A 21210-nucleotide genomic window follows, 5' to 3' on the forward strand; every position below is an offset into this window, starting at 1 on the left:
ATAGATATAAGGAAGAGACAGCTCCCGTAGTCATCCAATGAATTTCAACTTGTATCCTAAGGAGGGACAGCGATCATGTCCGCATCATCCGGTTATTCCAATCGTGCTAAATTTACTGGTCATATTAATCATACTAACCCTGCCAATCAAATTGATCAGGGTCTTCATCTCGATCATAGCCAACATAGCCATCATGCAAATAGCACCAATCCCGTTCCGCGCAAGCCAGCACCTAACCATTCATCCTGGTGGAAAAAGCTGAAAAGCCAAAAAATGCTTATGCTGATGTCGGTTCCTTTTCTCATCTATGTCATTATTTTCGCCTATGTTCCTCTCTACGGATGGATGATGGCTTTTCAAAATTACAAGCCTGGCTCCTCGATGCTGAATAACAGCTGGGTGGGCTGGAAAAATTTCGCCGAGTTGTTCCAGGACGACTCTTTTCTCCGTGTCATTCGCAACACGCTGGCTATGAGTGTCATTAACCTTGTCTTCGGCTTCGTTAGTTCGATTACCCTGGCTCTTATGCTGAATGAGGTACGGAAAATGCTGTTCAAGCGCGTCGTGCAAACGATCAGCTATTTGCCTCATTTTATTTCATGGGTCGTCGCAGCCAACCTCATTATGAACATGCTGTCCATTGACGGTATTGTCAATCAAGTGCTGGTAAAGCTGCATATCATCAAAGAACCGATCATGTGGCTGTCCGAGCAGTATTATTTCTGGTGGATTATCGGAGCCTCGAACGTGTGGAAGGAAATCGGCTGGAGCGCCATTATTTATCTTGCCGCCATGGCCATGATCGACCCGTCCCTGTATGAAGCTGCAAGCATTGACGGGGCAGGCCGTTTTCGAAAAATATTCAGCATCACCTTGCCCGGTATTCGCTCGATCATCATTATCTTGCTCATTATGAATATTGGGCATATATTGGACGCTGGATTTGAGCAGCAGTACCTGTTGCAGACACCGATGGTCGTTGACTATTCGGAGACGATCGATATTTTTGTACTCAAATACGGCATCAATTTATCGCGTTTCTCCTTCGCCACGGCTGCAGGGATATTCAAAACAGTAATCAGCGTTATTTTGCTCCTTGCCGCCAACCGGATGGCGAAGCGTATGGGCCAAGAGCGACTATTCTAGGAGGGAACCCAATGACAACAAGGACGTCGGGAAGGATAAAGCAACGATCCAGAGGTGACTTTACCTTTGATTTTATAAACACAGGCTTGCTTATTTTGCTGGTCGTGGTGACCTTATATCCGATTATTAATACGCTTGCCGTATCGTTCAATGAGGCGTCAGATACGGTACGGGACAGCGCATTTTTGTGGCCGCGCAAGTTCACATTGCTTAATTACAGCACCATTTTCGAGGACGGCATGATTTATAATGCCTTTCTTATATCGGTGGCGCGAACGGTGCTGGGAACGACGACCAGCGTTTTCTGCACAGCGATGCTCGCTTATACGATTAGCCGTCAAGAATACGTGCTTCGCAAGCCGATTTCGGTCATCTTCGTTTTTACAATGTATTTTAGTGGCGGTTTGATTCCTACCTACATGCTCATCAAGGGACTGCATCTGTACGGAACTTTCTGGGTGTATATCATCCCCGGCCTCGTTGGCGCGTTTAACCTCATTGTCATGCGTTCATTCATGGAAGGCTTGCCGGAAAGCCTCGTCGAATCCGCACAGATGGATGGGGCAAATCATTTTACGATATTTTTGCGTATTATCCTGCCGTTGAGCTTGCCCGTAATTGCTACGGTTGCACTATTCGTTGCCGTAGGGCAGTGGAACAGCTGGTTTGACACCTTTCTGTACAATTCCTCTAAGCCGAACCTAAGCACCTTGCAATATGAGCTGATGAAGAAACTTCAGTCTGCAAATATGAGCGTTGGAGGCAGCGCGGAGTCCGCCTTTGCGAACAGCAAGAACATTCAGGCGAACATCGTGACGCCGGTATCGATCCGCGCTGCAATCACGGTCGTGGCTACCGTGCCTATTATCGTCGTCTATCCCTTCCTGCAAAAGTACTTCGTCACCGGCCTGACCCTTGGCGGGGTCAAGGAATAGCTTATCCCGTCATCCAGCCGAGGTGACTTGATAGAATGGCTGCTAACAAGATACATTAGAAGCTGACAGGATCAAGGCAGAAGAGTCAGGAGGCTAATGTGATGGAGCGGGGCAGCTTATTTCGAACCGGATTATTAGACGGAGATTATCAGCCGGATATTACAGCCTATTATTTCAAGCAGTGGAGTGAAATGCATATGGAATTTCATCGGCACGATTCCACGGAAATTATGTATATCATATCCGGAGTATGCCGGGTTGAAGTCTGCGGCGGGAATGTCAAGGGCAGCGTCTCTACAGTCGACGGAGTCAGCTTGAAAAAAGGGGAGTTTATCCTCATTGATGCGAATGTTCCCCACAGGCTGATCGTGGAGAAGGAGAGTCCTTGCCGGATGCTGAACATAGAGTTCCGGTTTGCTCCCTGCAAGGGAAGTTTCCCTTCGTTGCGGCGATACCTTGAAGATGGCGGGGATGATGTGGCTATTATGACATCCACTGCGTTTGACTATATCGTCATGCGAGATCCGGAGGACATATATTATACGTTGAAGAGCTTGGTACTAGAGCTAGACAGGATCGGTCACGAAGCCTCGGCTGCCAGAACTGGCACGAGGCAGGAAGGCACCAGCCAAGTGCTTCAAGCCGCACCAGGAGTAGGAGTGACACGGCGTGGTCAGGGACATCTAGGGCACAGTCAAGGCCAGGCAATGGTTCGTCTCCTGTTTGCACAGCTGCTTATTTCGCTCGGCCGTCTTCGTTTGGAGCAAAGCAGCAGCGGACAGCAGGAATACGATCACTATGTGAAGCAATGTATTGGATATCTTCACGAGAACTATGACCGTGACATCCTTGTACAGGATGTTGCAGGCATTGTTAATTTGCACCCCGGTTATTTACAGCGCATTTTCAAGAACCATACAGGAGAGACGATGATGCAGTATTTGACCCGGCTGCGGATGGACAAAGCGTCGATGCTGCTGCTGCATACCGATATTCCAGTTGCGGATATTGCTGATTATGTTGGAGTAGGCAGCCGTCAGTATTTTCATGCTCTCTTTAAGAAGCATACGGGATATACTCCGGTACAATACAGAAATTCACTTCACGCACAGAAGGATGATGTTGTAGAAAAAAGTGAGGATTTCTGACAATGCGAGACGCAGGAAGTCAGAATATTGATAACGCTTCCTATCGGCCCCCTGATAGAATGAAGCTATAGGTTATCACTCGGGAGGTTATTCTATGAAATTTTAAGAATTCTTAAGGAATTCAAGGGAACCTCCGACATACAACGCTTAGGGGGATGGAATAAAATGTCATTCAAAGTTGCATTTATTGGAGCTGGCAGTATCGGATTTACCCGGGGATTGCTTCGGGATCTGTTGTCCGTGAAGGAATTTAGCGAAATTGAGGTTGCTTTTACAGACATCAATGAGCATAACCTGGATATGGTCACTGAGCTGTGTCAGCGTGATATTCAGGAGAACGGCTTGTCTATCCGAATTCATCCAACGACTGACCGTCGTGAGGCGCTTAAAGACGCAAAATATGTTATTTGTACGATCCGGGTCGGTGGACTTGAAGCCTTTGCGACGGATGTAGATATTCCGCTGCAATACGGAGTAGATCAATGCGTCGGCGATACGCTCTGTGCTGGAGGAATTATGTACGGTCAGCGTGGCATTGCAGAAATGCTGAGCATTTGCAAGGATATTCGCGAGGTTGCAGCGCCGGATGCTCTGTTGTTGAACTATGCGAACCCGATGGCGATGTTGACGTGGGCTTGCAACAAATACGGCGGTGTACGGACGATTGGGCTATGCCACGGGGTACAGGGCGGCCACTCGCAAATCGCTGAAGCGTTCGGGCTGAAGAAGGAAGAAGTAGATATCATTTGCGCGGGAATTAACCATCAGACATGGTATATTAGCATCCGTCACAATGGGGAGGATCTGACAGGCAAGCTGTTGGAGGCCTTTGAGCAGCATCCTGATTTCTCAAGAACTGAGAAGGTGAGGATCGATATGCTTCGCCGTTTCGGATATTACAGCACGGAATCGAACGGACACTTAAGCGAGTATGTTCCTTGGTACCGCAAGCGTCCGGATGAGATTATGGACTGGATCGATCTTGGCAGCTGGATTAACGGGGAGACGGGCGGCTATTTACGCGTGTGTACGGAAGGGCGCAATTGGTTTGAGACGGACTTCCCGAACTGGATGAAGGAGCCGGCGCTGGAATACAAGCAGGAGGAACGAAGCGAGGAGCATGGCTCTTACATTATCGAAGGCTTGGAAACGGGGCGAGTATACCGTGGACACTTCAATGTGATCAACAATGGCATTATATCTAATCTGCCGAATGATGCGATCATCGAAGCGCCGGGATATGTTGACGGTAACGGTATCTCGATGCCGCATGTCGGCGATTTACCGCTCGGTCCGGCGGCTGTGTGTAATGTCAGCATCTCTGTGCAGCGACTGGCTGTTGAAGCAGCGGTGCATGGCGACGACAAGCTGCTGCGTCAGGCGTTTATGATGGATCCGCTCGTCGGCGCGGTATGTAATCCGCCGGAAATTTGGCAGATGGTTGATGATATGCTCATCGCTCAAGAAGCATGGCTGCCGCAGTATGAAGGGGCAATTTCCGAGGCGAAAGAGCGTCAGGCTTCCGCACAACGCATCCCGACGCGTGAAGGCTATGCCGGAGCTGCCCGTCAGCACGTCAAGACGGTGGATGAGATGAAGGAAGATCGCGAATCCGCGAACAAAAACGCCCGTGAAGCAGACAAAGGAAAGGATCGCGCATCTGTGGAAAGTAAGTAACGGATCGAGGCGTCTAGTAGAGAGCAGAGATAATATACATGCTAATTATAAAACAGGGACAGCGCACATGCTGTCCCTGTTTTCTTGTCTAATTGTTTTGAGCTTGATTTAAGTTTAGTTCTAAATTCTGTTTTGATATTTATTTGTCCTTTGTTTAGGCCTCTATTTAAGGCTTAGATTTAATATGGATTAATTCTCTTATACTCGTTTGGTGTCACGCCGACAACGCGTTTGAACAGCTTATTGAAATAGGCAGGATCAGCGTAGCCTACCTCACAGCCGATTTCATGGATTTTCATGTCTGCACAGGTTTTGAGCAAGTGCTTTGCTTTTTTAATTCTTACTTCAATCAAGTAATCGGTAATCGTCAGACCCGTCTCGCTCTTGAACAGCTTGCTGAGATAGCTGGGGGTCAAGTATACCATGCTGGCCAGGCTGCTAAGCTCTGTTTGCTGATCGTAATGCTCATGAATCCAGCGCTTTACCGTTTCAACTGAAGGGTCTGCCTTTCTGAGGCGGCTGGTACGGAGCTCCTCGAGTCCTTGGAGAAATTCAGAGCAGAACAAGCTCTTCATCTCTTCGAAAGCCAGGCAGGCCAGCATGCGCTCCTCCAGCTGTTCTGCAGCCGTACAATGATGCTTCGATTTCCATTCCGGCAGCTCCGCTATAGCCGTGTCACGGATAAGCTGGCATAATGCGATGATCGATTGCCGAGATGCCTTGACCTGCCTTGCCTCGCTGAACAGCTTCTCCAGCGCGGTCCTTACTCGGTTAATATCCAATATTTGCAAATGCTCGCTGAGCATTTCTCGTGCGCTTATGAACCGATCCGTAACATGAGGCTCTGGCCGAGGCAAATCATCGTAGTACTGGCTGCTCCAAGTGGAATAATCGTACAATCCATAATCGCATGCACGCACTGCCTCATTAAAGGCTTCGCTTAAATAGGTTGCTTGATGATATCCCCGGCTGGAGCCGACATGAACGATCCCGACGGAAGCGAGGTCAGGGCGCAGCCGGTCTGGAAGCTGCTTGATGAGCTCCGCATGGGGTTCACGGGAGTAGTAGCTAATAAGCGCCAGCATGCCTTCTCCGGTGTCTACGATATCGATCGGACAAGTCCATTCCAAATGCGCTAGACTAAGCTGGGCGTGAAGCGCCTCGATATCGCGACTGCGCAGGACATGTACCGCAAAATAGGGAAGCTGCAAATTCAGCTCGGGCAGCTTGCTGCAAAGGGAGGAGGAGCTTTTCAAGTAAGAAAGCAGAATTCCGGAGCGGTAGCGCTGCTCTTTTCCCAGGCTTGATTCTCTTTCTTCGTTCAGCATATGAAGCAGCTTGAACAGCTGCTTCTTGTTGATCGGCTTAAGCAAGTAATCTATTGCGGAATAGCGAATCGCCTGACGGGCATATTCAAAATCGGTGAATCCGCTCATGATAATGCAGCGGATATCCGGCTGAATGGATTTTGACTGCTTGATCAGCTCTAATCCATCGACAAGGGGCATGCGAATATCTGTAATGATGACATCAATATCCTGTTCCGACGATGCAATAAAATTCAACGCCTCTTGACCATTAGAGAAAATGCCGGCCACGAAAAACCCGTCGCTTTCTTTGCTGATTATTTTGGCTAGTCCTTCACGGATCGAGGCCTCATCGTCGACAATTACGATTCGAAGCATGGGATACCCTCCTTAATAGCGTATGCTTTCATTCCCCTTCAAGGAGACCCGCAATTTTCAAGGTTACCATTGTTCCTTCTCCAAGCTTGCTGTTCACAGACAGGTTCGAGCTGTCTCCATAGTGAAGGCGAATTCTTTCGTTGACATTGCGCAGCCCGATGCCGAATTTGTCTGTCTTGCCATCGGTAAGGCTGCGGTTCAGTTGGGCCAATCTTTCCTCATCCATGCCGATGCCGTCATCGCTAATTACAAATATGGCGTCCATGCCATTATTCCAAGCGGCAATCGAGATGGTTCCCGGCTTCTCCTGCTTCTCCAGTCCATGAAATACCGCGTTCTCTACAATCGGTTGAAAGATCAGCTTGATGATCGACAGGTGATAGAAGGTATCCGGGACGTCGATACGGAAGTCCAATTTGTCCGGAAAACGAATTTGCAGCAGCTGCAAGTAGTTCCGGACATGGTTTAGCTCCTGCTCGATCGTTACCGTTTCATCGCTTCGTGTGATGCTGTATCTTAGGAGCAGCCCAAGCAGGTAGGTAAGCTCGGCCACGCGATCGTCGTCATTTAGCTCGGCCAGCATGCGGATCGATTCCAGCGTGTTATATATGAAGTGCGGATTGATCTGGTTTTGGAGCGCCAGCATATCCGCTTTTTGTTTGCTTTTCTCGGTTTCGTATACTTCCTGCAGCAGACCTTGAATCCGGTCAATCATGCGATTGAAATGACTGCCGAGCCTGCCGATTTCATCGTTATATTTCACCTGAACCTGGACGTCCAGATTGCCGCGCTGCACCTGCTTCATTAATCGTACCGTTCGGGTGAGCGGCTTGGTCAGAGCATAAGAAATGAAAATAGCTACCGCTAAAGCGAAGAAAATAATGATCAACGTCGTAATCATAAGGGCGTTGCGGCTTTGCTTCATCGGAGCGAGCAATTCGGTAAGCGGGATGTAGGTTATTGTTTTCCACCCGGTGCTTGGAGACGCGCTGAACACCGAGATATACGGCTTGCCTTCGATTTCCAGTTCAAAATGGCCCCGCTGACCGGTGGCTTGCTCCAGCAGAGGACTGCCGCTTAAATCTTGACCCAGCATCGAAGGATCGTTATTATAAACGACTTTTCCATGCTCATCGACAATCAAGGTGTTGCCGTGGGTAACTGTGTTTAGCGGCTGGATGATCTCCTCGAACAGGCGAATATCCACATCGATAACGATGATCCCAATGTTCTTCAGCGTGCTGACCGATTGAATGGCCCGCATCATCGTGAACACCTGCCTTTGCTCCGAGCCGTTGATGCGAATCGGGTACGTGCCTAGCAGGACAGGGGAGACGCCGGCCTCTCGTGTCCGGATCTCCCACTCTGCAAGCCTTTCTTCGGGATACATTTCGTTGATGCCGGGTTTTGTATTATAAAAAATCGTTCCAAACCGATCGGTCATATAAACCGCGGCAATTTCCTCCTTCATGTTCGCCAGGTACATCAGAAACATATAGATGCTCGTGTTTTTATCCCAATCCGTTTCGCGCTGATCCAGGTGCTTCTCCACGTCTTTGTTGTATAACGGAAGTATGGTATACCGTTTCAGATCCGCGATGTATCGATCCACCTTATCCATCGCGTTGTCGGTCATTTGGCCAGCCGAGCTGGTCATATTGTTCAGGATGGAATTGGAGTTCGCCCGGTAAGAGGAGTAGCTGACATACGTGATGGGCAGGGATATCAGAAACACGAAGATGATGACCAGCTTTTTTTGCATAGACAGGTTAGCGAAGAACACCCAGGCTTTTCGGAATAAGTAGGAAATGAATGAAATCATGGGGATATCGTCCTTCCTTCCTGTACAGAATGCCGATTATTTTACCGCACCGCTGGTTACGCCTTCAAAAATGTATTTCTGCAGCACAAAGTACAGAATGACGGTTGGCAGCAAAATCAATAATATAGCCGCACTAATCAGGTTCCAGTCTGCGATGTTGACGCCTTGGAAGCGCATGAGCACCGTTGTGACCACCCCAAGGCTTTGCTTCGGCATATAAAGGTAAGGGGTGTACATGTCGTTATAGATGCTGATGGATTTCAGAATGACGAGCGTGGCCGTGGCTGGGGTCAGCAGCGGGAAAATAATCGAACGATAAATCCGGAACAAGGTTGCCCCTTCCGCCATGGCATTCTCGTCGAGGTCGACAGGAATGTTGCGGATAAACTGCAGGTACAGAATGATTTGAATGACGTCGGCTCCGATGTACAGAATAATCGGTGCCCCCAGCGTATTATATAGTCCCAATTGCTTGATAATTCCGAACGTAGCAACCTGGGTAGTGATGCTTGGAATAACCGTGGCGAACAGGTAGGCTCCGAATACCGCTTTTTTCAGCTTGAAAGTAAATCTGCCCAGCACGTATGCGACCATGGTTCCAAAAATGATGTTGAATAGGAGAGTAACGCAAATAATGATCAGCGTATTGCCGAAGCCGTTCAGCAGTCCGCCCCGTTCGAAAACGATCTTGAAGTTGTCGAAATTAAAAAAACTGTCAGGCAGCGCCATCGTACTGGCTGTATTGAACTCGTCACTTGATTTAAAGGAGTTCACGATGATCACATAAGGAGGGAACAAGACGACAAATACTCCGATCAGCAGAGAAAGGTATTTAATGATGTCAAGGCCGCTGAATTTTTTTGTGTTCACTTGCTGCTCCCTCCTCTGCTAAGAACGAATTGCTGAAGACCCACCACGAGAATGACAAAGAACAACAGAATGATGCTCATGGCTGAGGCCAGGCCGTAATGATTATAGGCAAAGGCAGTTTCTACGACGCGCTGCACATAGGTTTGCGAGGCTCCGGCTGGTCCCCCCTTGGTAAGTACGAAGGGCAGATCGAATACTTCTAGAGCTCCGGTAACGGTAAGGAACAGATTGAGCTGGATGACCGGCTTCATATTAGGCAGCGTAATCCGCCAAAAGGTCTGCCAGGCATTGGCACCGTCAATCTTTGCCGCTTCATAGATATCGCGCGGGATGGCCTGCAGGGAGGCGATGTAAATAACCATGTTGTAGCCCATGAACCGCCAAAGCCCGGTGGAAGCCAGCGAATAGTTGACCAGGCCGGGCGTGCCGAGCCAGCTGGTCTCGCCTAGCTTAGTTAACCCGAGGCTCTGCAGCAGTAGATTGAGCGAGCCCTGGGTCGTATCGAACACGTAGCCGAACATGAAGGCTACCGCGACGCCGTTCATAATATATGGAAGAAACAGCAGCAGCCGAAATACGTTCCTTCCACGCAGCCGGCCATTCAAGAGGACGGCGAAATAAATCGCCACGATATTTTGGATGATACCCATAACAAAATAGGCGAAGTTATGAGTGAACACGCCGAATATATCTGGATTGGAGAACACTTCTTTATAGTTATCCAGACCTACCCAAGGCTTTTCCGGGCTATAGCCGTCCCAATCGGTGAAGCTGAACCAGACCAGCTTGAGGGCCGGATAGTAGGTGAAGAGCAGCAGGAGTGCAACCGGTATAAGTAAAAAGGAGAAGATAATGATACTTTTCTGCGTTTTATATGACAAGGTTCCAAACATTTTCGAATCCCTTCTTTCTATCCGCCGAATTGACAGCAAAATGGATTATCGTCAAATCGATAACCCATTTTGCGTGATGTTCAAGGTTCTGCTAATTGATTAAAAGATTAATATCCGAGATCCTGTTTTGCTTTGGTCCACGCTTTATTCCATTTATCAAGCACGGTTTGCGGATCCTTCGCCAGCACGAATTCCTGGGCGATCGCCGGCAGATCGATTTGTGCCTTGTTGGAAATTTCAATAACCTTCGGATCGTCCGGTGCGCCTTCCTGGAGCTCCACTCCGGTAGCCTGGAATTCGGCGAGCTGAGCCAGCTTGGATTCACGACCTTCGAGCGGAGAGATGAATCCGGCGAAATCCTCATAGCCGGAGTCCTCCAGCATCCAGGTCAGGAATGCTTTGGTGGCTTCTAGATTTTTGCTGTCTTTGCTCACGGCATAGAAGAAGTCTGGATTGAAGGCTGCCCTGATTTCGCCGGAGTTGTCAAAAGGAAGCGGGAAGAAGCCGATGTTTTCCGATTCCGCGCCTACGCCGATAACCTGGTTAATGACCCAGTTGCCAAGGAAATACATGCCCATCTTGCCGTTCGCAACATCTTTCTTGGATTGCTCCCAGTTGGTAGAGTTAATGTCCTTCTCCAGATAGCCCTTCTCGGCGAGCGTTCTAAGCAGGGACATTGCCTTACCGTATCCGTTGTCCATCGAGAAAGGAGCGTCCATATTCAATCTGGCATTAGGAAAGTCTTTATTGTTCTCGATTACCCTTGGCATATCGTAAACCCAGTTCCCTAGCGGCCATTTGTCTTTAAAGTTGGAGGAGAGCGGAATAACGCCGTTTTGCTTCAGCTTCTCGCAGGCCTCGAGGAATTCATCCCAGGTTTTTGGAATCTCTGTAATTCCGGCATCGGCAAACGCCTTTTTGTTATACACGATCCCAGATGTCGAATTACCTGTCGTTATTCCGTACAGCTTGCCGTCATAAGACTTGAAATCTTTAAAGGTGACCTCCGCGCTTAAGCCCAGATCATCGAGCGGCGCAAAATATTTAGGCAAGTCAGAGTTTGGAATGTCCGGGATGAACATCAGATCCGGCAGCTCGCCGCTGGCCATGCGGACTTTGATTTGCTGATTGTAATCCGTCTGGCTTGCTTCGAATTCGATTTGAATGTCAGGATACTTCTCATTGAAGCGCTTGACGTACTCGTCATATTCTTTGCCGATCATGTCTGTCCGGTTGGTTAGGAAGGTCACCTTTCCGCTAAGCTTTGCGGATACGTCTTTGTCGGCTGAATTTGGCTCTGTCGTATTTGTCGAGCTATTGTTCGTTACGCCATTTCCGCCATCTCCGGTGTTGTTCTTGCCTCCGCTACAGCCTGTTAGTGCGGCGGTTAGTGCAAAAGCCATCATGAATGCGATCAATAAGCCTTTCTTTTTCATCCTGTTATCGCCCCTTATACCTAATTTGATAGCGCTTACAGTTGAATTGTATCGCTTTGTTATTTCGCTTTAAATGCACTGAGTTGCTATTTATTGTCTTTAATTGGCTTGTTATAGGCGGGAAGGAAAAGCATAGCTACAAATGGGGTTATTTTGTTTTGTTAATAAGATAACAAAATGATAACAAATATCTTCGATAATGTAATATAATAAATCATAATTCAAGTGAAGGAAAGAGGAACTTGAATAAGCGATGTGAAATAATGAAGTCAGGAAAATCACGTTATTTGATGGAGGACTTATGAACATTCAACAGCTGGTATTGGATCATTGGAGTTTTAAAGCTAGTGATGAGATGGAGTGGCTTTCCGCTGCAGTTCCGGGGACGGTACATACGGATTTGCTCCGGCATGGCTTGATCCCAGCTCCGTTTTACGGCACGAACGAGCATGATTTACAGTGGATCGATAAGAAGGATTGGGAATACAAATCGAGCATTGTGCTGCCGGACGGGTGGCAGGAAATGACTCGGATTGAGCTCGTATTTGACGGTCTGGATACATACGCGGACGTATATGTAAACGGGCAGCATGTACTATTTGCCGACAATATGTTCAGAGGCTGGCGGGTGGATGTCAGGAAGCTGCTGATCGCGGGGAATAATGATATCCTTATTCGATTCCGTTCGCCGATTATGGAGGATTTGCCCAAGCTTGCACAGCTTGGATATGATCTGCCGGCTTCGAATGACCAATCCGAGTTAGGGGGCTTGGAGGAGAAGAAGGTCAGTATTTTTGCTCGTAAAGCGCCTTATCATTATGGCTGGGATTGGGGGCCGCGCTTTGTGACCAGTGGCATTTGGCGGGAGGTTCGCCTTGAGGGCTGGTCAGTTCCTAAGATTAGCGATCTATTTATTCGGCAGGAGGAGGTAAGCTCGGATAAGGCTAAACTCACAGGCATAATCGAGGTGGAGGCCGCAGCTGCCTGGAGTGGGAGGATACGCATCGGGACGGAGGACATGAGCTGGGAACAAGAGGTGGAGCTTGAGCCGGGGCTGCAAACGATAACGCTGGATATGCAGGTTGCTGAGCCAAGGCTATGGTGGTGCCGTGGGCTCGGTGAACCGTCCATGTATTCATTCCATGCAGCCTTGCTGCAAGACGAGGAGATTGTATCTGAGCGAAGCGTGCGAACGGGACTGCGCCAAATTGAGCTTGTTCGCGAGAAGGATGAGGCGGGGGCATCTTTTTACTTCAGGCTGAATGGAGTTCGGGTATTCATTAAAGGCGCTAACCACATTCCTAATGACAGCTTCGCGACAGAGGTTACACGTGAGCGTTATCGCCATGAAATCGCCTCGGCGGCAGAGAGCAATATGAATATGCTGCGCGTCTGGGGCGGGGGAATCTATGAAGAGGATGCTTTTTATGAGCTTTGCGATGAATACGGGCTGCTAGTGTGGCAGGATTTTATGTTTGCCTGCAGCATGTACCCGGGGGATGAAGCGTTCCTTGGCAACGTAGCCGCCGAGGCTGAGTATAATGTAAAGCGTCTGCGGAATCATCCTTCTATCGCTTTATGGTGCGGAAATAATGAGATCGATTCGGCTTGGGCTCATTATACCTGGAATACAGGCTGGGGCTGGAAGGAGAAATACGACAGCTCCGAGATTAGGGATAAAATTTGGGCCGACTATAAGGCGGTGTTCCACCGTATTCTGCCGGAAGTTGTAAATGAATGGGCTCCGGGCACTGATTATTGGCCGTCCTCGCCGCTGCGCAGTCTCACAGGGGATGAGAATCAGCATGCTACCCAAATAACGGGGGAAGGGGATGTTCATTATTGGGGCATATGGCATGCGGTGGAGCCGTTTGACAATTACAATATGAAGATAGGCCGTTTTATGAGCGAATATGGCTTTCAATCCTTCCCTGAACTGAATACCGTGCTGAAATATGCGTCGGAAGAGGAACTGGAGCTGGAGTCCGAGGTCATGCTAGCCCACCAAAAGAACGGCAGAGGCAACCAATTGATCAAGGAGTATATGGGGCAATATTTGCCGGAACCCCGGGATTTCAAATCATTCTTGTATATGAGCCAAATTCTGCAGGCTCAGGCGATCGAAACGGCCATCGAAGCCCATCGGAGGCATAAGCCTTATTGCATGGGAACGCTGTATTGGCAGATGAATGACTGCTGGCCTGTCGCTTCCTGGGCGGGCATGGACTACTATGGTCGCTGGAAGGCATTGCAATACACGGTACGCAGAAGCTTCCGGGATGTGATCCTGTCGATGGACGGAACAGAGAAAGGAGAAGTAGCGGTGTATCTAGTTTCTGATCGCCAGCAGTCGATAGAGGGAGTTTTGAAGCTGAGACTATACGATTTCAGCGGCCAGCTGCTTCATACGATGAAGCAGGAGGTCACCGTCGGTGCGGATGCTGCGGACAAGGTGCTTTCTGCCCGAACAGACGAATTGCTGGGAAGTCATGATCCCAAGCGTGTAGTTTTGCTGGCTCAACTGGAGCAAGACGGCGCGGTGCTGGATAGCAAGCATTATTATTTTGAGAGCCTGCGTGAAATAGAGTGGCCGGAAGCGGCCATTACCGTTGAGGAGGTTCCAGGAAGCGGCGGCACGTCCTTTATGCTTAAGAGTGATGCACTCGCAAGACAAGTTTGGCTGTCGGCTGAAGAGGAGGGGATCTTCTCCGATAACTTCTTCGATCTGATCCCAGGGGAGCCGCATGTGGTAAGCTTCCACCGCCGCAGCAACGGAAATGAAGCGTTTAGTCAGGGCAAGCCGGGATTGTTGACAGTAAGATCAATGAAGGATTTTATAATCTAGAAACGCAGGCTATGAATTTCTAGCGCCAAGCCAATAGCATTAAAGCCCTCAAGAGTCCGAAGCAGTGCTTCAGGCCGCTTGGGGGCTTTTTGCAATGACTGAGAAAATGGAGTTCTATTCAAACAGTCCTAAGGCTTCATATACTTTCAGTGAGACGACGCCGTTAGGAATGAAACCGTGTTTACGTTGATATTGTTTTAGGGCAGCCGTCGTATCGGCGCGGAATTTACCGTTGCAGACTCCGTTGAAATATCCAGCGCTTTTCAGCCGGGTCTGGATGAGTTGAACGTCTCCGCCGACATCTCCTTCAGCTAAGGCCCTGGGATCATGCTTGGCATTGCCCAGAACATGTCCGTAAATCGTCACTTTGGTGCCTACCGGAATCATATCGTACAGTTCGAGCACGTCTCGATTACGCATTCGTACGCAGCCATGACTTAAATGCTGACCTATCGAATAAGGCTTATTCGTACCATGAATGCCGTAGGTTCCCCAAGGCACGTTCAATCCCAGCCAACGAGGGCCAAAGGAAGGGCCCCAATCGGTACCCTTGTAAATGACTTTGTATTCTCCGACGGGCGTAGGCGTGGCCGGGTTTCCGACTGCGACGGGATAGGTTTTAAACATTTGTCCTTGTGCGCGAACGATAAGCTGATGATCCTGTGGATAAATTTCAATCGTATAAAGACCCTCGTCCGCAACGATTGGCAGGGAGGGATCTTCATAAGCGGCAGCGTATAAAGGTGTTCCCCAACCGCAACTTCCCATCCAAATAAGACCAAAGGCTAAGACAACGGATCTAAGCGGTATACCGATTTTGGCTATGTTTTTTAGATTCATAATTTCACCATAGGTTGTATTTTAATTATAGAATTCATAAGTTTTCAGCGGAGCTGAAGGATTCTATAATCGCAAGAATAACTACCGTTAAATGCGGTCTGTCTTCTCAGAAAGTACATCGAAAGACGTTCTTCCTTTGTGTAGTTTGTACCGAAGCCGGATTTTCATACCGTCTCGAGAAACAGATCAAAAAAAGGAGAGCTTTCGCTCTCCCCTAAAATCACTGCTTATTCAACTAATCCAGCCTGGCGAAGGAATTGACGAAGCGCTGCAGCCGCTGTTTCTCGTGTTGTTGGTGCATTAGGAAGGAAGCTTTGGCCATGGTCTTCGGGATCGCCGCTGATGATGCCTGCAGCAGATAGCTTCTTGACGCTTTCTAAAGCGTAGCCGGCGATGCTGCTTTCATCTTTGTAAGCTTTTATAGACGGATTGGCTGTCTTAAGCTCTGTGCCTGTAAGCCTCAGGGCTCGAGCTAAAATGGTGCTGAGCTCCTGGCGGGTGACGTTGGCATTCGGCGAAAATTTGTCATTGCCTGTGCCCTGGATCAGCCCTGCCTCAAAGGCCGCTGCAACATCACTCGCATACCAAGCCGTAGAGGACACATCCGAAAATGTCACGGATCCGCTTGCTTTAAGGCCCAGCGATCTTACAAGCAGGGAGGTGAACTCGGCGCGCGTCAAATTGTTTTTCGGCGAAAACGTCTCCGCTGAGGTTCCCTGAATGATAAATTTGTTCGCTAAAGCCGTAATGTCGGATGCAGCCCATGAACTGGCGATATCCTTGAATTGTACGGAACGGCCGGCCGCAGCATATACGGAAAAGCCGGGACGGCTAACCGTCACTAGCGTGGAGCCATCCGCCTGCGCTTTGACTACGGAAGCTACGGGGCTGATCTTACCGTTGCCCTCGTAGAGGACGCCTGCCTGATTAGCCCCGATTTTTCCTGGGATTGTAAAGGAACGCTTGATGAATGTGCTGCTTGGTACCTCAATCGATTTCTTTGCTGAGCCAACAATCCAATTTGCCTCGAATGCAATTGGAGAACCGATGACCTTGCCTCCGGAAACATTAGAATTGAATTTCGATCTGCTGGACTCTGCTTGCGAAATATGAATTTCGAGCTCAGCGCCAGACGGAGCCCCGTTCAGCAAGGATGCTGGAACCGCAACGGCCGAGCCCTCAAAGCTAACGACGATCGTACTCTTTGCGTTCAATTTCTCCAACAATTGCTTGATTTGATTCGAGCTAAGCCTTACCTCGCTGCGATGATCGTCATTATCGGGAACTGGAATGATCAGAGCTGCTGCCTCATCGCCGATGGAAGAGAGCGCGGTTTTTAAATCACCGTCATGAATAGTCAAGATCGTAGAACTCCCAGCTTCATCAGCAATCGGTGCGACAACCACTTGCTTCTGCCCTTGTTCAATCACTGCACTAGCTGCTTGGCTAACGTCAGCCGTCTGATTCGGTGCGGGTTTGGCCGGGGCGGTTGGTGTTTGTGCAGGATCTCCGCCACCAATTCCCCCGCCGCCAGCGCCACCACCACCGCCGCTTCCTCCGCCAGTACCGCCTCCGGAGCCCCCGCCCTCGTTGTTCACGCTAAGGTCTACCCGAAAAGGGGAAGCGGCCTGGTACACAATCTCTCTTTCGCCGTCCTTGGCTATATTACCATCTGAGGTGATTTGAGCAGCGTATACGACAACTTTATAATTTCCATCACCGAGCTGCGCTGTAGTCGACGTACCGTTAGAGTTAATACGGGTATATGTTCCGCCTATGCCTGGAACAGTATACACGCCAGGTGCTAAACGCTGGTTCAGATCATCGGTCGTATCACTCGCGAAATAGCCCAGCGTTTCACCCTCCAAGCTTACTACTTGAATGACATAATAGTTCGTGTCTGTTGCGGTTAATTTAAAAGTTAGATCCATAGTTTTCTGGCTGCTGCGCTTTGGATAGATGATCGAATTCGTCAGCTTTATTTCCTGAATGCCAAGCCCCTTTTCCGGAAGCTTGCTGCCTACATATATCGTAAAAGGCAAATGAAGTGCAGGTTGACCGAGGCTGGTCAGGTTAACTTGTCCTTGATAAAAACCTTCTTTCGCCTGATTCTCAACATTTAAATCTAGCTTAAGAGTAACAGACGATTTAGCTGCTGCTGAGATGATGACTTTATCAAGCGATACTTCTACCCCCGAATGAGCCTGATGCCACTCTACGGAAGCTTCATAGGTTACATTCTTCCCGGAAGTGTTCTTCAGCTGCAGAGTTTTAGCCGATATACCTCCCGGAGCGATAACGCCAAAGCTTGCAGAGGAGTTGTAGTTAATGACATTTTTCGGCGAATAATTGTGGTCGAGAATCGTAATCGGCTCAAGAGCTTGCAGTAATGCCGGGGTATTGATCGCATTTCCTGCATTGACGCGTCCGGCTCCCTGCTGATACACATCATAGAGATCATTATTCTCATCCCTAATCACATCTGCCGTATTGGCTAGGGCAGCCCGAATGTCAAACGGCGTCCAATCCGGGTGCTGCTCTTTGAGAAGAAGCGCTAGACCCGATACATAAGGGGCAGACATACTGGTGCCGTTGGAGCGCATATAAGCCTCATCATAAGAAACGTTTGTATTTTTTTTGCCATAGGCCGGATAAGTGGACAAAATATTTACGCCCGGAGCCATGACATCCGGCTTAATGCTCAGGTTTGCATCTCCGTTTGGCCCCCAAGCGGAGAAGCTGGCCAAGGTATCCCCGGGAGTAATTATGGCTTCATAATTCGGCCCGAAAGTAAACTGTAGCGATAGCTCCGGGTTCTCGATAATGGCTTTAGCTAAAGCGCGCCCCTCTTTTCCCTTCATGTCAAAAGCAGGTATAAATAAAGGGTTGTCGCCGAGAAAAGTGTCGATATGGCCGTCTCTGCCCGGGATGGACAAGCTTAAGTCTACAGCATTCCCCTTTTCTATTCCATTAAAAATAACGACTGCTTTTGCGCCGAACAATCCGGCATAAGCTACTTTCTCAATAAGGGATTGCTTGCCGCGAGAGACGAGGACGACTTTACCGGCCACATTCTTGTTGGCGTAATCTGAAACCTCTCCAAGGCCTGCATAAACCACATCAATGGGGTCAGTTCCGAGAATAAGCCCCAAATTCTCTTTTCCGCTCTCCCAGCCAAAGGCAAGAAGGTCGGTCGTTTCATAGGTGCTTAACGTCGCAGAGGTTGGAACCTGGATATAGGTTGCGTCTGTTGCTGACCTGGTTTTATCCACGAAACTATAGGATAACTCGTTCTTATACAGCCTGCTTTCGCTCGTAACCGCTCCAACGGCAATGGCCAGCTGCGATGTTGCCGGTGATCCCATCGTGTAGTAGCCAGGCCCGGCATTGCCGTTTGCCGAGACAACGATTACGCCGGACAGGACGGCGTTATTGATCGCGATGGCATCCGGGGAGTTAACGTTCTTCTCCTCGTCCGAGCCCAGAGACAGATTGATAACGTCCATGCCATCCTTGACAGCACGCTCAATGCCGTCAATAAGCTGGGCGGAAGTGCCGGTTGCTGTTAGAGGCTTTTCCAAGTCGCGCCCAAGCACCTTGTAGGCGTAAAGCTCTGCCTCGTAGGCAACGCCTTTCTGAGCGATGCTGCCCGACGAATTGGCGGCTCTTCCGACGAGGATTCCCGCAACGTGGGTTCCGTGCGATGTTCCGCCGTATCCTTTCCCATAAGGGTCTTCGGCAGGTGTAAGCGGGATCTCCTCATAGGGATCATCGTCGTTGTAAAATGAATCATATCCGCCTTTAAAAGCATCCTTCAAATCAGGGTGAGTATAATCTACCCCTGTATCAACGACGCCGACTTTGAGGCCTTTGCCTGTCAATCCTCTAGCCCAGGCAACATCGGCTCCGATTTGCTTTAGCGGCGTGTCGTCATAGTTGATCGCCTCGTCTAAGGAGGTAGAGGCAATCGGAGAAGGATACCAAATACTGTTTTCTTGGATGGACTTGACTCCCGGAATTTGGGCAAGGGAAGGGATCTCGTTGGCAGGAATCGTTACTTCGAAGCCGTTCAATACCGTATTATATTGATAATTCACTTGCAGATTCAGCCCTTGGTCTTTTGCTTCATCAAGAAAATCCTGCTGCTCAAGGCGAACTGCAGACTCTGTCGCTGTCGAAGCGAGTGATCTTATGCCTATTTTGGCAGCGTATTTGCCGATCGCGGCCGGCTGGCCATCGAGCTGTACAATGACCCGAACCTTGCTTGCTGAGCTGGTATCAATTTGTGGCGAAATGAATGTCTCTGCTTGTTCGGATTGGATAAATAATGGATCCATTCCCTGCAGCGGTGGCGACACAGAAACCGTTGCGCTGCTGCCAACGGGAAAAGCTCCGATTAGTAGTCCGAATGCTAGAGTAACAACAAACCATTTACGAATCCAAAAACTTTTCTTCAAATAACTCCCTCCACTTAGTTCAATAGATTTGGATTGAATTTCAATTTGTGTTTGATAAGACATGATGGACTAGTGTAAAAACAGTACCAATTCCCCTCGCACGAAACTGCTTAAATTTTCCTAGATTAATAGGGAAAAAATACTAAAGAAGATTTTACCATCAATAATAGAGAATTACCATCTACACTTATAGGTTTACAGAGCAGTATTTTGTATTTTTTTGTCACATTATCGGATATAATGAAATAACTATATAAAAGGGAGGTTTTTCCTATAAGTTGATAGGATTGTCATGACTAATGTAATAATGATAATGAATGAGAGGGACGTGTAGCTTTTGGAAAGGAATGAAACGTACAGAAACATGCAAGAACCGCCACTAGGTGTATCGGGCCTAGGAGGATGGTTGGTTTTAGTACAGATTGGTCTGTTTATTTCGCTTATCACAAGAGTAGTGACGATGTTTCAAGCCATGTCTATCATGGGAGGGTCGGAAACCGGAAATCTTCTAACCTCACCTAGTTCGCCGTATTATCATCCGCTTTGGAAAACTTCCTTTATTATTGAAGGAGTATCCTCGGCGGCCATGCTTCTATTTACAATTATTATTCTAGTGAGCTTCTATCAGAAAAAAAGAGTGTTGCCGCGTCTAATGATCATTTTCTATGTTGTCAATTTCCTATTGCTTTTGATAACTGTCTTAATACTGAATCAAATTCCTCTCGCCAAGGAAGTGCAAGGCGTAAACAGCATTTCTACGTTGATTGGCGGTATTTTGGGCTGTGCGATATGGATCCCGTATTTCATCAGATCAGAACGCGTCAAAAATACATTTAGAAACTAATCGAATTAAGTACATAATTCTATCGAGAAAGCTTAAGAGAGGGTGAGAATTTATGATCAATTACAATGGTAAAATATTCGCCTCCGTGCAGACGACGGAGAACGGCGAAGTTAACGGCAATACGATCTTCAAATACTATCAGGAAGGCAGCGTCGTCTGGGCCGACTATTCGGGAGGAGGGATCCTGAAGGGGCATCTGATCGCCACCGTCAACCAGCACGGAGAACTGGATATGCGATATCATCATGTGAATGAGAAGGGGGAAATCATGTCAGGCAAATGCTATTCCCGTCCAGTCCTTTTGCCTGAAGGCAAGCTTCAACTGCATGAGGAATGGCAGTGGACCTGCCGCGATTACTCGAGTGGCCACTCCATCATTGAAGAGCAATAAGCCCGGCTGATCTCTGCAAAGAGATTCGCCGGGCTGCTGGCGTTTACTCGGATAATTTTCCTTCCTGGATATAGACGATTCGGTCGCAGAGATCCTGCATCCGCTGATCATGCGTCACCATCACGGCGGCTTTGTCGCGGAGCTTCACTTCGTCCGCCAGCTTCTGCACGACATCCCGGCCGCGATCCGAATCAAGACTGGCCGTCGGCATGATAATAGAA

At 48.7% G+C, this 21210-nt stretch carries 14 protein-coding genes and 1 pseudogene; 7 read left to right on the top strand and 8 right to left on the bottom strand.

Features of this window, described 5'->3' with window-relative positions:
• Positions 1 to 75: 75 nt before the first annotated feature.
• The 4 genes from ACE3MQ_RS21820 to melA all read left to right on the top strand — a co-directional run bounded on the left by ACE3MQ_RS21820 (position 76) and on the right by melA (position 4906).
• Complete coding sequence (locus tag ACE3MQ_RS21820; RefSeq protein WP_379396672.1) at positions 76 to 1146, top strand: ABC transporter permease; 1071 nt, start codon at positions 76 to 78, stop codon at positions 1144 to 1146.
• An 11-nt stretch (positions 1147 to 1157) separates the two neighbouring features.
• Positions 1158 to 2081, top strand: coding sequence for a carbohydrate ABC transporter permease (locus ACE3MQ_RS21825; RefSeq protein ID WP_379396674.1), 924 nt, complete (start codon positions 1158 to 1160; stop codon positions 2079 to 2081).
• 101 nt (positions 2082 to 2182) lie between these two features.
• Positions 2183 to 3229, top strand: coding sequence for an AraC family transcriptional regulator (locus tag ACE3MQ_RS21830; protein WP_379396676.1), 1047 nt, complete (start codon positions 2183 to 2185; stop codon positions 3227 to 3229).
• Positions 3230 to 3394: 165 nt separating this feature from the next.
• A complete protein-coding gene (gene melA / locus ACE3MQ_RS21835; RefSeq protein WP_379396678.1) occupies positions 3395 to 4906 on the top strand; it encodes an alpha-glucosidase/alpha-galactosidase in 1512 nt (503 codons plus the stop codon).
• A gap of 179 nt (positions 4907 to 5085) precedes the next feature.
• Here melA and ACE3MQ_RS21840 read toward each other — a convergent pair whose 3' ends face one another.
• The 5 genes from ACE3MQ_RS21840 to ACE3MQ_RS21860 all read right to left on the bottom strand — a co-directional run bounded on the left by ACE3MQ_RS21840 (position 5086) and on the right by ACE3MQ_RS21860 (position 11612).
• Positions 5086 to 6591 carry a response regulator gene (locus ACE3MQ_RS21840; protein ID WP_379396680.1) on the bottom strand — a complete coding sequence of 502 codons (1506 nt, stop codon included), beginning with the start codon at positions 6589 to 6591 and terminating at the stop codon, positions 5086 to 5088.
• Positions 6592 to 6619: 28 nt separating this feature from the next.
• Positions 6620 to 8413 carry a cache domain-containing sensor histidine kinase gene (locus tag ACE3MQ_RS21845; protein WP_379396682.1) on the bottom strand — a complete coding sequence of 598 codons (1794 nt, stop codon included), beginning with the start codon at positions 8411 to 8413 and terminating at the stop codon, positions 6620 to 6622.
• A 36-nt stretch (positions 8414 to 8449) separates the two neighbouring features.
• The gene (locus ACE3MQ_RS21850; RefSeq protein ID WP_379396684.1) at positions 8450 to 9283 is read right to left on the bottom strand and encodes a carbohydrate ABC transporter permease; all 834 of its coding nucleotides are present in this window, start codon (positions 9281 to 9283) and stop codon (positions 8450 to 8452) included.
• Positions 9280 to 10176, bottom strand: coding sequence for a carbohydrate ABC transporter permease (locus ACE3MQ_RS21855; protein WP_379396686.1), 897 nt, complete (start codon positions 10174 to 10176; stop codon positions 9280 to 9282). The genes ACE3MQ_RS21850 and ACE3MQ_RS21855 overlap by 4 nt, the downstream gene beginning before the upstream one ends.
• A 107-nt stretch (positions 10177 to 10283) precedes the next feature.
• On the bottom strand, positions 10284 to 11612 hold the full coding sequence (locus ACE3MQ_RS21860; RefSeq protein WP_379396688.1) for an ABC transporter substrate-binding protein: 1329 nt from the start codon (positions 11610 to 11612) through the stop codon (positions 10284 to 10286).
• Between the two features lie 301 nt (positions 11613 to 11913).
• Between ACE3MQ_RS21860 and ACE3MQ_RS21865 the strand changes: the two genes are divergently transcribed.
• Entirely contained in the window at positions 11914 to 14457 is a 2544-nt protein-coding gene (locus ACE3MQ_RS21865; RefSeq protein ID WP_379396690.1) for a beta-mannosidase, read from the top strand.
• A gap of 114 nt (positions 14458 to 14571) precedes the next feature.
• Here the strand turns inward: ACE3MQ_RS21865 and ACE3MQ_RS21870 are convergent, their stop codons facing one another.
• Together ACE3MQ_RS21870 and ACE3MQ_RS21875 are read right to left on the bottom strand one after the other, a co-directional pair.
• Positions 14572 to 15225: a L,D-transpeptidase family protein gene (locus tag ACE3MQ_RS21870; RefSeq protein ID WP_379396840.1), complete on the bottom strand. Its 654-nt coding sequence runs from the start codon at positions 15223 to 15225 to the stop codon at positions 14572 to 14574.
• A gap of 299 nt (positions 15226 to 15524) precedes the next feature.
• A complete protein-coding gene (locus ACE3MQ_RS21875; protein ID WP_379396692.1) occupies positions 15525 to 19754 on the bottom strand; it encodes a S8 family serine peptidase in 4230 nt (1409 codons plus the stop codon).
• A 364-nt stretch (positions 19755 to 20118) separates the two neighbouring features.
• Between ACE3MQ_RS21875 and ACE3MQ_RS21880 the strand changes: the two genes are divergently transcribed.
• The gene (locus ACE3MQ_RS21880) at positions 20119 to 20598 is read left to right on the top strand and encodes a DUF2569 domain-containing protein (protein ID WP_379396842.1); all 480 of its coding nucleotides are present in this window, start codon (positions 20119 to 20121) and stop codon (positions 20596 to 20598) included.
• A gap of 52 nt (positions 20599 to 20650) precedes the next feature.
• The gene (locus ACE3MQ_RS21885) at positions 20651 to 20989 is read left to right on the top strand and encodes a n-acetylglutamate synthase (protein WP_379396694.1); all 339 of its coding nucleotides are present in this window, start codon (positions 20651 to 20653) and stop codon (positions 20987 to 20989) included.
• Positions 20990 to 21032: 43 nt separating this feature from the next.
• Here the strand turns inward: ACE3MQ_RS21885 and ACE3MQ_RS21890 are convergent.
• Positions 21033 to 21197 (bottom strand): annotated as a pseudogene (locus tag ACE3MQ_RS21890) (hemin ABC transporter ATP-binding protein); the annotation flags it as partial.
• Positions 21198 to 21210: the final 13 nt, after the last annotated feature.

It is taken from the genome of Paenibacillus lentus (genome assembly GCF_042714055.1).
Classification (GTDB): domain Bacteria; phylum Bacillota; class Bacilli; order Paenibacillales; family Paenibacillaceae; genus Fontibacillus; species Fontibacillus lentus_A.